This is a genomic window from Bacillus solimangrovi (genome assembly GCF_001742425.1).
GTDB lineage: Bacteria > Bacillota > Bacilli > Bacillales > Bacillaceae_N > Bacillus_AV > Bacillus_AV solimangrovi.
In genome coordinates this window covers 84,171-99,954 of the sequence record NZ_MJEH01000011.1, presented here as the reverse complement: position 1 = coordinate 99,954, position 15,784 = coordinate 84,171, and the positions used below count along the sequence as shown (strand labels likewise).

General features: G+C 35.2%; 14 protein-coding genes. 11 read left to right on the top strand and 3 right to left on the bottom strand.

What is annotated here, in order from left to right; all coding sequences use genetic code 11:
• The first annotated feature begins 130 nt into the window (after positions 1-130).
• On the top strand, positions 131-664 hold the full coding sequence (gene sigX, locus BFG57_RS05165) for an RNA polymerase sigma factor SigX (RefSeq protein ID WP_069716412.1): 534 nt from the start codon (positions 131-133) through the stop codon (positions 662-664).
• Positions 657-1,850, top strand: a complete 1,194-nt coding sequence (locus BFG57_RS05160) for a GerMN domain-containing protein (protein ID WP_069716411.1) — start codon at positions 657-659, stop codon at positions 1,848-1,850. Before sigX ends, BFG57_RS05160 begins: the two co-directional genes overlap by 8 nt.
• 176 nt (positions 1,851-2,026) lie before the next feature.
• Here BFG57_RS05160 and serA read toward each other — a convergent pair whose 3' ends face one another.
• The gene (gene serA, locus BFG57_RS05155) at positions 2,027-3,601 is read right to left on the bottom strand and encodes a phosphoglycerate dehydrogenase (RefSeq protein ID WP_069716410.1); all 1,575 of its coding nucleotides are present in this window, start codon (positions 3,599-3,601) and stop codon (positions 2,027-2,029) included.
• A gap of 445 nt (positions 3,602-4,046) precedes the next feature.
• Positions 4,047-4,295 carry a ferredoxin gene (locus BFG57_RS05150; RefSeq protein ID WP_069716409.1) on the bottom strand — a complete coding sequence of 83 codons (249 nt, stop codon included), beginning with the start codon at positions 4,293-4,295 and terminating at the stop codon, positions 4,047-4,049.
• A gap of 310 nt (positions 4,296-4,605) precedes the next feature.
• Here BFG57_RS05150 and BFG57_RS05145 point away from each other — a divergent pair, with 310 nt between their 5' ends.
• Genes BFG57_RS05145 through BFG57_RS05130 form a run of 4 tightly spaced genes read left to right on the top strand, consistent with a single transcriptional unit; the run spans position 4,606 to position 8,435 of the window.
• Positions 4,606-5,676: a YpbB family protein gene (locus BFG57_RS05145; RefSeq protein WP_139125067.1), complete on the top strand. Its 1,071-nt coding sequence runs from the start codon at positions 4,606-4,608 to the stop codon at positions 5,674-5,676.
• Entirely contained in the window at positions 5,673-7,172 is a 1,500-nt protein-coding gene (locus tag BFG57_RS05140; RefSeq protein ID WP_069716407.1) for a RecQ family ATP-dependent DNA helicase, read from the top strand. The genes BFG57_RS05145 and BFG57_RS05140 overlap by 4 nt, the downstream gene beginning before the upstream one ends.
• A 35-nt stretch (positions 7,173-7,207) precedes the next feature.
• Positions 7,208-7,837: a CPBP family intramembrane glutamic endopeptidase gene (locus BFG57_RS05135; protein ID WP_069716406.1), complete on the top strand. Its 630-nt coding sequence runs from the start codon at positions 7,208-7,210 to the stop codon at positions 7,835-7,837.
• A complete protein-coding gene (locus BFG57_RS05130) occupies positions 7,830-8,435 on the top strand; it encodes a LysM peptidoglycan-binding domain-containing protein (RefSeq protein WP_069716405.1) in 606 nt (201 codons plus the stop codon). Before BFG57_RS05135 ends, BFG57_RS05130 begins: the two co-directional genes overlap by 8 nt.
• Before the next feature lie 54 nt (positions 8,436-8,489).
• On the opposite strand, the gene BFG57_RS05125 is transcribed toward BFG57_RS05130, so the two are convergent.
• A complete protein-coding gene (locus tag BFG57_RS05125; RefSeq protein WP_069716404.1) occupies positions 8,490-9,971 on the bottom strand; it encodes a diguanylate cyclase in 1,482 nt (493 codons plus the stop codon).
• A gap of 264 nt (positions 9,972-10,235) precedes the next feature.
• On the opposite strand from BFG57_RS05125, the gene BFG57_RS05120 reads away from it, so the two are divergent.
• The 5 genes from BFG57_RS05120 (at position 10,236) to BFG57_RS05100 (ending at position 15,778) form a co-directional block, all read left to right on the top strand.
• A complete protein-coding gene (locus tag BFG57_RS05120; protein ID WP_069716403.1) occupies positions 10,236-10,790 on the top strand; it encodes a sigma-70 family RNA polymerase sigma factor in 555 nt (184 codons plus the stop codon).
• The gene (locus BFG57_RS05115; RefSeq protein ID WP_069716402.1) at positions 10,787-11,962 is read left to right on the top strand and encodes an anti-sigma factor family protein; all 1,176 of its coding nucleotides are present in this window, start codon (positions 10,787-10,789) and stop codon (positions 11,960-11,962) included. Before BFG57_RS05120 ends, BFG57_RS05115 begins: the two co-directional genes overlap by 4 nt.
• 80 nt (positions 11,963-12,042) lie before the next feature.
• Complete coding sequence (locus BFG57_RS05110; protein WP_069716401.1) at positions 12,043-12,981, top strand: ABC transporter ATP-binding protein; 939 nt, start codon at positions 12,043-12,045, stop codon at positions 12,979-12,981.
• Positions 12,978-13,853 (top strand): ABC transporter permease, encoded by an 876-nt coding sequence (locus BFG57_RS05105; protein WP_069716400.1) that lies wholly within the window; start codon positions 12,978-12,980, stop codon positions 13,851-13,853. Before BFG57_RS05110 ends, BFG57_RS05105 begins: the two co-directional genes overlap by 4 nt.
• 176 nt (positions 13,854-14,029) lie before the next feature.
• A complete protein-coding gene (locus BFG57_RS05100; protein ID WP_069716399.1) occupies positions 14,030-15,778 on the top strand; it encodes a sensor histidine kinase in 1,749 nt (582 codons plus the stop codon).
• The last annotated feature ends 6 nt before the right edge of the window (positions 15,779-15,784 follow it).

Sequence of the window (15,784 nt, the reverse complement as noted above, 5' to 3'; positions counted from 1 at the left end):
GTGTGATAGAGATGATAATTTGGCTAAGTTTTTCTTTTCGAAAAAGAAAAACTTAGCTTTTTTCGATATAATAACAAAGTGTAACCTTTTAAGGTTTTGTTCGACTAAATAGGAGAGAGAGGTATAAGGGATGAGGGATTTATTTCAGCATTTATATGAAAGATATCACCAAGATTTATTTCGATTTATCTTTTATATGGTCAAAAATAAAGAACAGACTGAAGATCTCGTTCAAGAAGTTTATATTAGAGTGCTGAAATCATACGAACGCTTCGAGGGCAGAAGTAGTGAGAAGACATGGCTATTTTCAATAGCGAAACATGTCACAATTGATTGGTTTCGAAAACAAAAGAATCAAAGTGTTATAACTGGAATAGAAGATGAGATAATTAGTGCAATTATTGAAGATGAAGACCCTTTACCAGAAGATGTGGTGATTTTGAATGAAGATATTCAATTAGTATATACGTGTTTGCATTCTTGTTCAGAAGATCAACGAATGGTTGTCATTTTACGTTATTTACAATCATTTTCTATAACTGAAACTGCTGATGTACTTGGTTGGACAGAGAGTAAAGTGAAAACAACTCAACACAGAGCGATTAAGTCATTAAAAGGATGTATGAATGAAGTTCATAATAAGGAGGGAGTGCCACATGTCTAAAAGGATTTACGACGAAGAACGAATTGAAGAACTTTTACAACAACTTCCAATAGTTGAAGACAACCGCAGTGCGGATGAAATATTCGCGAGAATTTCAAAAACAATGGAAGATGAGGAATCGTCTAATTCAGACATGAGCACCCCAATTGTAAAACGTTCAAAATGGGTTTTACCTGTACTTGGATCAGTGGCAGCAGTAGTCTTATTCATCGTTATGCTTCCAGTGATTTTAAATAATGGTTCTGAAATGAGTATTGAAAAAGAGGAGAGTTCCGAAAAAGCCATCTTCGAAAATCATGCTAATCTACAAGGGCAGTCAGAAGAGGGTTTTGCAGGTGATCAAGTCCAAAGTTTTAGTGAGAGTATAAGTAAGAAAATGATAGTGATTGAACCATTATCTCACACAATTAATGAAATTAATGCTGATGAGCAACTGTTAGTAGGTGCTTTGGTAAATGATTCATTTCAATATACAATACCAGTATCAAAGACAATACCTAAGAATATACCTCTAGACGAAGCTCTGAATTCATTTATTCAAGATGAATTGTCAAACATGTCGATATACTCAGCAGATTTTTGGAAGAACATTACTTTTGAGCAGTTAAACGAACATACTATGGAAGTCAATCTATTTGGTGAGCAATCTATGTTAATAAATAATGAGAAATCGGTTGAAGTTGCGTTCATATCTATGTTAAAAGAGATGATGCTACCTATTGGAATTTCTGAATTGAAATTTTCTCATAATGAAACAGCCGGTATTGAGTTCTCAAAAATGGGTTATGTAGAAAGTTTAATTATTGAAAGAGAGCAGAAAATATATTATTTAACAGAAGGAGAGCATAAATACCTTGTTCCGATCCCTACAACAGCATCAGATCTTCAATCAGCGTTTCAACAGATGTTAACGGATGACGACAATAAGCAGCTGTATTCTCCGTTTCTCAATGGTATCCAAGTTGAATCAGTGGAGTTAAATGATAAACACATTCAAATTCAATTAATGAATACAAATGACCTTGTAAATAATGAAGAAAGTATCTATATGATAGAAGCAATCTTACTAACAGCAAAATCTTATGGGTATGATACAGTTCAATTTGAAAATCTGCCATTTAATCAGTATGGACCATACAATGTTTCACAGCCAATAACAGTGCCATATTCAGCTAACCGCTTATAAGAAAGAGCCCCCATTCAAAAATCGATTAGAATGGGGGCTCTCTTGGTTATTGATCATGTGTTGACCCTCAAAACTAGAGAGAAACAATGACAATTAAAGTGTTAGTATTGACATTACTAGTTCAACTAATCATTAGTGGGGATGAAGGAATCTCCACTTATGGTAGTGTGACTAAATTATAGTTCAATCTTATTTATTGAAACGATGTCATCAATCTTACGTAGTTCATTGTATACATCATCAGTAATAGGCTTATCGAATGAAAGCATCATAATTGCTTCTCCACCTGCTTCTTTTCGACCAACTTGCATCGTTGCAATATTTACTTCATGCTCACCGAGGATGTGTCCAACGTTCCCAATAACACCTGGACGGTCAGTATGTTGCACGTATAATAAGCTGCCGTTAGGATAAAAATCAATATCAAACCCATTCATATTTACAATACGAGGTCCATATTCACGAACGAATGTCCCTTGAATCGTGAATGTTGCATTTTCACCGTGCACAATCGCTTTTATAGAGTTCGAATAGCCATTTGTATCACTCGTAATCTTCTCTCCGTATGCAATACCGCGTTGCTTCGTTACCATTGCTGCATTTACTTCATTTACTGCTGAATCAACACGAGGGCGAATAAACCCTGCAAGTAACGTACGAGTTAAGATTGTCGTATCTAAGTCAGCAATAGATCCCCCATAACGTAGTTCAATTTCTTTCACTGGAACTTTCATACATTGAGATACGAGAGAGCCCATGCTACTAGCAAGTTCATAATAAGGTTTAATCTTTTCATATACTTCTTTAGATAACGTTGGTAAGTTAAGAGAATTCTTAACAGGCTGACCTTCTAAAAATTGAAGCACTTCTTCTGACACTGATGCAGCGACATTTAATTGTGCTTCGACTGTTGATGCTCCTAAATGAGGAGTTGTAATAATATGATCTTGGCCAATAAGACGTGTATTTGTAGGAGGTTCTGTTACAAATACGTCAAGAGCTGCACCTGACACGTGACCACTTTCGATATGTTCAACGAGTGCATCTTCATCAATAATTCCACCGCGAGCACAGTTAATAAGATAAACACCTTTTTTTGCTTTCGCAATCGTTTCTTTATTGAATAATCCTTTTGTATCCTTTGTTAACGGAGTATGTACAGTGATAATATCTGCAACTTCAAGTAATCCATCAAAGTCAACTGCATCTACACCAAGCTTTTGTGCTCGTGCTTGAGTTAAGAATGGATCAAATACTGCTACACTCATTCCAAAAGCCTTAGCTCGTTTTGCAAGCTCTCCTCCGATACGACCCATTCCAACGATTCCAAGCGTTTTGCCGTATAACTCAGCACCTTGATATTTTTTTCGTTCCCATTTACCATCCTTCACTGAACTAACAGATTGAGGAATATTTCGCAACAATGATGCCATCATAGCAAATGTATGCTCAGCAGTAGAGATCGTATTTCCATCAGGTGCATTAATAACCACGATACCGCGTTTTGTAGCTGCATCAATATCGATATTATCAACACCGACACCTGCGCGAGCAACAATTTTTAAGTTAGTCATTTGCTCAACAAGCTCTTCTGTAACTTGTGTACCACTACGAACGAGTAATGCATCAAATTCGGCCAGCGAATCTTGTACTTCATCTACCTTCTTTTGGATAATTTCTACTTTATCACTTTTTAAGAGTGGAGCTAATCCTTCTGCACTCATTGTGTCAGACACGAGTATTTTATACATTTGTCTACTCCTTTGCCGCATTAATTTTTTTGATAATTTACCACATGCATTAATAGACTGTCAATCAGTTATTCACGAACGTTTTTGAATGTAAGCGGTTTCTCTGTTTGTATTTCAGTAAAATATGAGCTTGTAAAAAATTTATGACATTTCAGATATGGTGATTTAGATAAGAAAATAGACTGAAAAATATTTTCATTTGAAGAAAATATAACAAGATGTAAAGTAACATTAACCTATGTTAAAAGGGTTTGTTGTATTTTCTATTAATAGAAATAATAGGGAAAATCACTTGGAGAAATTGTACGTTATAATAGCAACTGTTGTGATTCATGTTGTTTAAGTAAACAACACGTTATATAACTATAAAGTAGAGAGGATAAGAAGCTTTTTAAAGGTAAGTCATAAGAAGAGCCCATGCAAAGATGCAAGGGCTCTGCTCGTACTATTCAAATTTTAATGCGTCACCGTCAAACGATTCTTCTGAGATTTTGATGGAGTCAGTTGGACAACCTTCAAATGCATCTTCCATATCTTCTAGAAGTACGTCTGGAATTTCTACGATACCTTGGTTATCATCAAGTGTTACGAATGCAATGCCTTCATCATCATAATCGTAGATGTCAGGAGCAGCTGCACCACACGCTCCACATGCAATACAAGTTTCTTTGTCAACAATTGTGTACTTAGCCATAAATATGTAACCTCCCATGAGATATAATAATTTTCAAACAATGAAGTTTCTCTCAATGTTGTTCCCTTAACCTATCTTTGAGGTTAAAGTCTAACCACATACCTTATTGTAAAACGGTTTTGATAACTTTTCAATAGGAAAAACCATTGAGAATGCTTATCACATCAACGTTTTCACCAACTTCGCCTCCAAATAGATACGTCATTTGCCACATAGAAAGACTAGTTTGGTACAATGAACAAAAGGACTATCACTTATAAACTGTATCAAAATTCAATTATTATAAGTATCAAATAGTAAAAAAGGTTCGGTGAAAAATTTGATTACATATCGATTGAAAATTCTTTTATTTAGTCTAAATAAATTTGATGGTGAACGGTCATCATCAGGTCTCTTTCATCTGTTAAGAGGTAAGAAATCGTCACAAACCATTCAAGATGGTCAATTATTTGAGCTTTCATTTTTGTTTGGTACGATGCCTCGATATATTCGATCAAGGTTTGAACAAGATATACAACAATTGATAGAAAAAGGTTATGTGCAAATGAAATTAGAACGTGACGGTCATTTAATCGTCACTCAAAAAGGAAAAGAAGTAGTCAGTCTGTTCGAAAGAAGTGAAATATTTCCTAACGGATTAGATGGCTGGCAATATAACAATATAGGATCGGTTTTCTGGGAGAGATTTTCGTTATTGATTCAATCGATTTCAAATTTAGTTATCGAACAATCGAATTTTATTCCAGTGTCTCGCAATGAAGAAGTGTTTCGTTGGAGTAAGAACTGGTTTCAACAAACGGGTTTACAAAAGAAAGAGTTGGCCGACATGTTACATAAAGAGTGCCATGAGATACTGTCTACCATACCAGATGTACAGTCTGATATTTTTTTGTTGCGTTTGAGTGCATCTCACCGTTATGGGCTTACCTTTCAGCAAATTGGTGAGTATACTTCAGTAGGAGAAGATGGAGCAAGGTATCTCTTTCAAGCTGCACTACATCAATTTGTGAGAATGATACGAATGAGTGAAATGCGAACGAGTTTATTATATACACTTATTCGAGATCAACATAATGAAGTTCCACTAACCAACTCAACGAGGAAGACTTTTAACTTGTTTGAGCAAGGTCGTACAATAGAAGAAATCGCTCATATTCGAAATTTAAAATTAAGTACAATAGAAGACCATTTTATTGAGATCGCATTGAATGATCCGAGCTTCTCGACAGAGCCATTCATTTCAGATGAAATCGCTCAATCGGTATTACAGCTGTATCATTCGATGCAAACGAAGCGAATGAAGCCGATTAAGGAACAATTAAATGATGATGTCAGTTATTTTCAAATACGCCTAATAATTGCGAAAGGAGAGAGGAGATGAAATTAGAGAAAGTATTACAAAAGAAATTCGGTTTCTCATCATTTCGTGAAGGACAGAAAGAAATTATTGAGGATGTATTAAGTGGGAGAAATGTGCTTGCGATGTTACCTACGGGCGCAGGGAAATCATTGTGTTATCAATTTCCATCTTATGTTCTTGAAGGTACAGTGTTAGTTGTGTCTCCTCTTCTATCCCTTATGCAAGATCAAGTTCAACAGTTGAAGACGAAGGGGGAGAAACGAGTTGTTGCGTTAAATAGCTTTCTATCGTTCGAGGAAAGAAAGTTAGCATTACGATCATTACATAAGTATCGCATTATTTATGCATCACCAGAAATTCTTCAATCTGAGCATGTATTGAAACGTTTGGAACACGTGAAGATAAGTCTTTTCGTTGTTGATGAGGCACATTGTATTTCACAATGGGGGCACGAATTCCGCACCGATTATTTGAAGCTTACAGATGTTATTCAGCGATGTGGAACTCCACCTGTTCTAGCTCTGACAGCAACTGCATCAAATGAAGTTCAACAGGATATATTAAGACAACTGAAGCTAGAGAGTGTAAGCTGTCACATCCATTCTGTCGATCGAAATAATATTGCACTAGATATCCGTTATGTTGATTCAATGCAGGAGAAAATTGAGTATACGAAGAATTTAATCAAACAATTGCAAGGGTCAGGTATTATATACACTCCAACACGTTCAACAGCAGAACAGTATGCATCAATTCTTCGGAACGAAGGGATTCGTTGTGCTTATTATCATGGCGGGATGATAAATGAGGAGCGAATTTTAATTCAACAACAATTTATTAATGACCAGTTGGATGTGATATGTGCTACGAATGCATTTGGAATGGGGATTGATAAACAAGATATTCGGTTTGTTATTCACGTACACTACCCATCTGATATTGAATCTTATATTCAAGAAATCGGTAGAGCTGGTCGAGATGGAAACCATAGTGTGAGCATCCTTCTTTATTCAGATGGTGACCATGAGCTTCCAGAAAGGTTGATTGAAAAGGAATTCCCATCAATGAGTGAAGTAAAAGCGTTGCTTAATTATATGAAGCAAGACGTTTGTAAAAGCTGGCACGATGTAGAAGTGGTTGCTACACATATGGGGTTAACAGACATTCAGATACGATTTTTAAAATATCAATTCGAGCAATTTAACATATTAGTTGCAGACGAAGTAACAAATTCATGGCATAATATAGAAGTTGAGGAAAAAATACGACCAATTATTAATAAACGGATTAATGATAAACGGGAAAAATTATCAACAATAAGGCTTCTTTTACAATTAAATTCATGTAGACGTAAGTACCTACTAGAACATTTTGATGAGGAATTGCAGAAAAAACCTAACTTATGCTGTGATCAATGTGGGTTTACACTTAATGAATTGCCAACACAACAAGTTGATCACCTAGAATGGCAGTTTACCGGGTGGGAAAATGAATTAGCAAATATTTTTCATATATAAAGAAAATGGTATAGTCAGTGTGGTGAAGCATCATAATGAATAAACGACAAAAGGAGTTAATTAATCAACTGTCAGATATAGAGTTAGTAAAGCAGCTTTATCTTACACAAGGGATTCTGTTTGTAATAAGTTGTGGTTTGTTCATCTTTCTTTTTGATTCAATGACAGAGTTTTTATCATATATTCAACTTGATCTGTATGAGGTTGTATATTATGGAATAGGTAGTGCAGCTATCGTTATTTTAATTGATGGTTTATTAATGAAGATTTTACCAAAAGAGATGTATGATGATGGTGGCATTAATGAAAAGGTGTTTCGAGAGCGACCTATATGGCACATTTTTTTACTTTCTTTCATTGTTGCCTGTACAGAAGAGTTTCTTTTTCGAGGTATAATTCAATCACAATTTGGTTTCTTTATTGCAAGTATTACGTTTGCATTATTACACTTACGTTATTTAACGAAACCTGTCTTACTAATTTCAGTTTTACTTCTAAGCTTCTACATCGGTTGGATATTTGAAATTACAGAGAATCTACTCGTAACAATTGTTGCACATCTGCTAATTGATTTTGTATTTGGATGTATTATACGAGTTCAATATATGAGGGGACAACCTGTATCTGAATCGTTCAATGAAGGAGGGATAATTAGAGATGAGTAATGAAGAAAAGGACCAAGCTGAATTATTGCGTTCTCTAGTAAAACAATCAAAAAGTGAAGAGGAAGATGAGGCAAACCAAACAATCCCACCGCGCAGTCAAGTTCACGGACAAAAACAAGGGAAAACGAATATCAAAATCAAATATCCACTTGCGCGTTTGCTCGTGTTAATCTTCCTACTCTTGTTGATAATTATCCCTGCCTATGCATTTCTGAGTAATAAGGGCGACCCAACTACAAATGAACCAATAGACATCAAACCTTCAGAAAAAGTAGTTGAACAATATGAAATGAAGCAAAAAGAAGAAGTGAAGTCAGAACCTAATGAGAAAGATAATAATGAAACCGTTGTTGAGTCACAATTGTCTCCAAATGAAACTGAAAAACCAGAGTCAGTTGCTCAACTTAAACACACAACACCTGTATCGAAAGAAGAATATCAAACATATGTTGTTAAGGCAGAGGATACATTGTTCAGTATTTCAATGAAATTCTTCCAAAATCGAACTGGGGAAGCACTTATTAAAGATGCAAATAACTTAAGTGCTGAAGGTACGGTATTTGAAGGTCAGAAGTTAATTATCCCAAATTCTAAGTAAAGTCTAAAATCAATTTCGATTTTAGACTTTTCTACGTTTTTATGACGTTTTTGCTTATAGACTGGTGAACACTGACACTCTATTACGTCCTTGCTTCTTAGCTTTATATAACGCTTCGTCAGCACGTTTGATTAGTTTAAAGCGATCTAATGGGTTAATCTCAGTCATCGTAGCAATCCCAATACTAACTGTAACAACTGGTTTCACAAATGAAGTAGAATGAGGGATTGCCTCTGCTTCAATTGCTGAACGGATTGCTTCTGCAACGTTAATTGCTCCAACTGTTGATGTTTCTGGTAGAATTATTGCAAACTCTTCTCCTCCATAACGTGCGATAAAATCAGTAGGGCGGTTAAGGAGAACTTGACTGATTTTCGCAACCATTGTGATACATGTATCACCTCGTTGGTGTCCATAAGTATCGTTATAAAGTTTAAAGTGATCAATATCCATTAAAATAAGTGACAATGCTGAATGGTTACGAATTGCACGTTTCCATTCTTTTTCTATCGTTTCATCAAATGAACGTCGATTGGCTATTTCAGTTAAGCTATCAATATTGGATAATCTTCTTAATGAATTGTTTGCTTCTATAAGTTTTTCTTCATTTTTTTTCCTCAATGTAATGTCTCTTGAAAAACAAATGATTTCCTCGTTTGAAGTTGTGATTCCACTCATTTTTCTTAATATCGTTTCTAGCCATACATATGAACCATCCCTACGTTTGAATCGAAAAGTAAAACTATAGTTATCGTGTTCATTTTGAAGAATGTCGTGAAAACTCATTTTGGCACAAAAATCCTCTGGGTGAAAAAAAGAATATGGAGAGCATCCTTTTAATTCATGATGCCCGTATCCTAGTATATGTTTTGAAGAAGGTGATACATATTTGAACTCTCCATTGTGAGAGTGGGTTGATATCAAATCTGTTGAATTATCGGCCATGATTTTATAGTACATAATGGCACGATTATTTTCATTTGATCTTTTAATGTATTCAGTCATGTAATACGTAAATAATCCACCGATAAATGCGATTGGCAAGTAAAAGAGTAAACTGCTTTGAAAAATGGTTTGATTATGGATTAAAAAATAAGCTACGGTTGAACCTAATAGGATATAAATACTATTCATGATTACAAATAAATTAAGCCGTGAAATCTTAATAGTTGCTATTCCACCAAATAGGAAAGCTACAGTTATTGATAAGATGCAAGCCGAAATAGAAGCACTGTTAATACCGAATAATAATATTCTCATCATTCCAATCATTATTCCAGCCATAGTTGATGCAATTGTACCTCCATATATCGCAGCGATGATGATTGCAAGGTGACGTAGGTCAACGATAACGATATCTGTTACTTGAATCGTACTTACCATCAATAATGTACCGAGTAATCCAGCACCTAATCCTGCGATAATTCTTCTAATAATTGGCGAAGATAGTTCTAATGGTTGCTTTTCGAAGAATTTGCCTCCAATAAATAGCAAGGTAGCTGTAACAGCTAAATTGTTAAGTAAGTCCACAAACATATTTAACACCCGTTTCCATCTTTAATATAAAATTTGTATAGAGGTAGTTTTTTGTATCATATGAGTTGCTAGCAAGATAAAAATGTTAGATTTAATGTTATTCATTCTTGTACCTTTGTATGAGTTAATATATAAAATATTGGAAAAAGAGTGTCGGCAAGTTTGATATTAATAAAGCCTCCTTTAAAATTTTTTAAAAAAAGTGTCACAAAACAAAGCTCGATGGGTTCGTATAAGTGAAAGTAAGTGAGAGGAGGTCAGAAGATGGAGGTGCAATCTGTTGTGCACGACAGGTTATATAGAAATGTAGAAACGAAAAACATTGATGAATTTCAATCTATTTTTAAAACTTATTACCCTCAAGTTGTTCGTCAGCTTATGAGGTATTGTAAAGAACAATCAACGGCTGAAGACTTAGCTCAAACAGTTTTTATTCAATTATTTGACATAGACTGGAATGATATTGAGAATATTCCTGCATGGTTAACAAAATCTGCTAAGTTTGCTGCACTAAATTATATTCGTAATGAAAAACGTTATAGAGAACGAGAAAAGAAAGAAATGGAAAGAACAAAAACGGTTTGTGAGTCCTCAGAAGAGCAGGTAATGCATAAAGAGGAACAAAAACTTGTGCAAAAAGCTCTTGATCGTCTGAATGAGAGGGAACGAAAGCTACTGATGTTAAAATATTCAGGTTATCAATATAAAGAAATTGCAGAAGAGTTACAGTTGGAACAAGCTTCAGTAGGAAAAATGATCGCTCGTTCGAAACGGAAATTTCAAAAATTATTTGAAACAATGCGAGGTGAGAGTGAATGAAATGTTTAACTGATGAACAATTACAAAGTTATCTTGATGAGGAATTAACTGTTGAAGGTCGGGATTATGTAGAACAACATATTCAAACTTGTAAAGCTTGTAAGCAACAATTAGAAGATCTCAGAGAAATTAATATTTTATTTGGACAAGGTTTTACAGAAACAGAACATGATTTGAATAACATCGAAATAAATACTGAACAAGCATGGTCAGCTTTTGAAAATAAAGTGATAGAAAAAGATAGCAAAGTTGAACAATTACAAATGTATGTAAAGAAAAAAGGGAGATGGGAAAACATGAAGAAAACAACTAAAAGCTTAATTATCGGTGGGGCAGCAGCCGTAATGATAGGGGTATTCTCAATACCGCAAGTTCAAGTTGCAGCAAGTAACTTCTTGTCAGTATTTCGTGTGAATGAAGCGGAATTTTTAAAGTTGACAACACAAGATATAAATGAGGTTGAAAACTGGATCGTAAGTAATGAAGCAGGTGAAATTGATTTAAAAGGACTTGGTAAAATATCAATAGATGAAGAAGTACAAGAAAGATCGTATTCATTTGCTACGAAAGAAAGTATGGAGGAGGCAGGATTCAAAGCTCCAAAAGACATTAATAATTATACGTTCACAAATTCATATGTGACTACACCTATTTCGTTGACGATGGAGTTAAACGTAGACAAAATGAATGAGTTATTAGCATCGATGAATATTGAGGAGCAATTTGATGAAAAGATGGATCAAAAGCCGTTCTCAATTACAGTTCCGCAAGCTACACACACGTCGTACGAATCAAATGAAGACAATGTAAAAGTACAAAGCTTCACACATACGGTTATTGGTGCACCTGAATACATGATACCTGAAGATGTAGACTTAAATGAACTAAGTCAAACGATCTTAGCGATGCCGTTCTTTCCTGATAATGTGAAGAAACAACTCTCAAGTATCGATGATTGGACTCAAACATTACCAGTTCCTATCATGGAAATGGAAGGCCAAACAACAAAAGAGATCATGCTAAATGGTAAAGAGGCAATAGGGGTTGAAACAGAATATAGCACTTATTTAATGTGGCAGGATAACGGGGAAGTACATTATCTTGATGCATACACTGAAGAAAATGAAACAAGTCTATTGCCTGAATTAGTAGAATTTGCAAAACAATTATAAACTAGTGTGTAATAAATAATTTGAACAAGGGCTGATAATAATTCAGCTCTTGTTTCAATGAGAAAATTGAGGTGAACAGTATGAATGATTTCGTGATTAAAACGAACCATTTGTCAAAGTTGTATGATGGTAAGCGTGGATGTGAGAATATTTCGTTAGAAGTGCCCAGGGGAGGAGTGTTCGGTTTTTTTGGTCCTAATGGCGCTGGAAAAAGTACATTCGTCCGCATGATGTTAGGTTTAATTCAACCTACGAGTGGTGCTGGTGAAATGCTCGGAAAACCAATTGGAACGGTGGAGTCACGGACGAAAGTAGGTTACTTACCTGAGTTATTCCGATATCCAGACTGGTTAACGGGCAAACAATTACTCGAAAATCATGCACAATTATGCCAAATACCTATTCGAAATCAAAAGAACAGAATTGAAGAAGTTATTGAGATTGTTGGTATGACAGGAAGAGAGAAAGAAAAAATTAGAGGTTATTCAAAAGGTATGCAACAGCGTATTGGTTTAGCCTGTGCGTTATTGAATGACCCAGATCTATTATTTTTAGATGAACCAACATCAGCTCTTGATCCAGTCGGACGTAAGGAAGTACGTGACTTAATTGCAAGGTTGAGTGATGAGGGGAAGACCGTTTTCTTGAACAGTCATTTATTAGCTGAAGCGGAAAGTGTATGTGACCATATGGCGATTATTTATAAAGGTGAATTGCTTGTACAAGGACGTTGGCGTGAGTTAGCAGAAGTGAAAACTCAGGTTGAAATTGCAGTTGGTGAAAAAACAGACAACCTTTGGGAACAACAACCTACCTTTGTAAAAAAATACGAAACGCTTTCTTCTAAAGACGATAAGCAGCATTGGTTAATTACATTAAATGATGAAGCGAATATCCCTCATCTTGTACGAACACTTCAAGATAACGAGAAGACATTGTATCAACTTACTCCTAAAGAACCTCATTTGGAAGAAATTTTCTTACATTGGGTAACAAAAAAGGAGATGGAAGTTAAATGAAGACAATAGCGAAATTAGCATTTAAAGAAATTCTTTATAAGAAAATATTTCGAATCGTCGTTTTAATGACGTTAGCTTTTTTAGCTTTCTATGGAACTGCGATTTATTATGCTGGAAAGGAATTTAGTATATCTTTTGAATCGGGCTCTCGTTCAATGGCAGATTTGTTTATCCAACAAAATGTTATCGCATCTCAATTGCTTGGTGTTGGTTTGTATTTTTCATCGTTTATCTTAGCGTTATTAACGATTTTAAGTGCAGTACCTAGTATTTCAAGTGAAATTGATAGTCATCAAATCGATACGTGGTTAGCTCGACCACTTTCAAGACGTTCATTTATATTAGGAAAATTCATTGGTTTGAGTACGATGTTTGTGCTGTATGGAATGTTCTTATTTGGTGGGGTATTACTCGTATTTCAATTATTTAGTGGTGAGTTTCTGTCGCTATCATTTGAACCGCTTCAGCTTATAACATCGATGCTAATCTTTGTATTACAGCCAATTGTCATTATCGCCATCTCAATGTTACTAAGCAGTCGAATGACGACTGTCAGTGGTGGAATTATTTTAATTATTTTATACGGAGTTGGTTTTATCGGAGGATTCGTCGAACAGATTGGTGCACTAATGGAAAATGTAACACTCATAAATATTGGGATTTTATCAAGTCTTGCTCTTCCATTAGACTCACTATTTCGCATGACGATTATTCAACTATTTGAAACGTCAGATAATCCGATTTCATTTGCTTCTCAAGGTTTATTTGGAAGTGTATCTGCTCCTAGCCCTGCGATGATTGGATATGCGATCGTTTATAGTGCAATGATGCTTTTCCTTGCTGTAAGGGTGTTTAGTGAAAGGGACGTATAAGAGAATATCTAGAATAATATTCATTATGACAGACACGTATTGTATAACAGGTGTCTGTTTTTTTTTGTTTACATTTAGTCATATAACAACCTGAAAGCGTAATTGAATACCTATGCTTTTGGTATAATGATAGATATTGTTATTGAACACGTGCTTTCGGGAAAGAGGTTTGCACAATGTGGTATTTATTACTCACAATGCTAGAGCGAATTGGAATAATTGTAACTGTCGCGTTCTTAATGACTAGGGTACGTTTTTTTCAATCTGTAGTTAATCATCAAGATGTGCGAAAAAGCGATCGTACTATCGTTTTTATTATGTTCGGTATCTTTGGGGTAATTGGTACGTATACAGGATTGTCTGTTAATGCAATTACATTTGATATGTCGAAATGGACTTTCTTCTTATCTGAAGATGAAGCTCTTGCTAACTCAAGGGTTATCGGTGTTGTCGTTGGCGGATTGTTAGGAGGCTGGAAAGTAGGACTTGGTGCGGGCTTAATAGCAGGAATTCATCGGTTTACACTTGGTGGTTTTACTGCTATTGCATGTGGTTTATCATCTGTTGTAGCTGGTTTACTGTCAGGTTATATCGGAACGAAGATGCCAAGATATAGTGTCTTTCAATTAAAGGTTCCATTATTAATTGGTGCAGCTGCAGAAGCATTGCAAATGTTAATCATTTTGCTAGTAGCTAAACCATTTGACGCAGCTTGGAGTCTAGTTGGCAAGATTGGAATTCCGATGATTGTAGCAAATGGTGTTGGTTGTGCGTTATTTGTACTTGTTATTCGTAGTGTCTTCAATGAACAAGAGAAGGTTGGAGCATTACAAGCTCATAAGGCGTTACTATTAGCAAAATTAACGACATCACATTTGCGTCGTGGTCTAACTGAAGAAACAGCATCAGAAACTTGTACTGTTTTATTAAATGAAGTGAGTGCATCAGCCATTGCGATTACTGATTGTGAGAAAGTATTAGCGTTTATTGGAAATGGTGCAGATCACCATTTAGTGGGGGAGACGATACAAACTCACGGAACGAAACAAGTCATACAGACTGGTGAATTTCTAATTGCTAATAAAGAATTTATTAACTGCAATGATGAGAGCTGTCCCCTTCATGCAGCAGTTATATCACCGTTAAAACGTAATGGAGAAGTGATCGGAACAATGAAGTTGTACTTTCAGTCAGAAAAAGAGATTACGAAAGTGACACTTGAATTCATTGATGGTCTTTCATCATTATTGAGCCAACAACTTGAAATTGCAAATTCACAAAAATATATTCAGTTGGCAAAAGAAGCAGAAATTCGTGCACTTCAAGCACAAGTTAGCCCGCACTTTCTGTTCAATGCACTAAATACGATTGTATCGATGATTCGTACTCAACCAAACGAAGCACGTAAACTATTAATCTCATTATCGAAATATTTAAGACAAAATCTATCTGGTACAACTGAAAAAATGACGACCTTAAACGATGAAATAAAACATGTGAAGGCATATTTAGCAATTGAACAAGCACGTTTTCAAGATAAATTACATGTAAACATTCAAGTTGACGATGAAGTATTATTATTAAATATTCCACCGATGACGCTTCAGCCACTAATAGAGAATGCGATTAAGCATGGTTTGAAAGGAATGCATAAAGATAGTTATGTAGGGTTGTTTATTCATAAAGAAGCAGGTGGTGCGAAAATTACGGTGACTGACAACGGAATAGGTTTTAAGGAATCAGTTATAAAAGACATATTTGAAAAGCCAATTGCTTCAGGAAGTGGTACAGGTTTAGGGTTATACAATGTAAATCAACGGTTACGGATGTTATTCGGTCCACATTCATCTTTATGCTTAAAAGAAAACAACGAAAAGGGTGCAAGTATACAATTCTACATACCGAATGTGACAAAGGTGGAGTAATTGAAG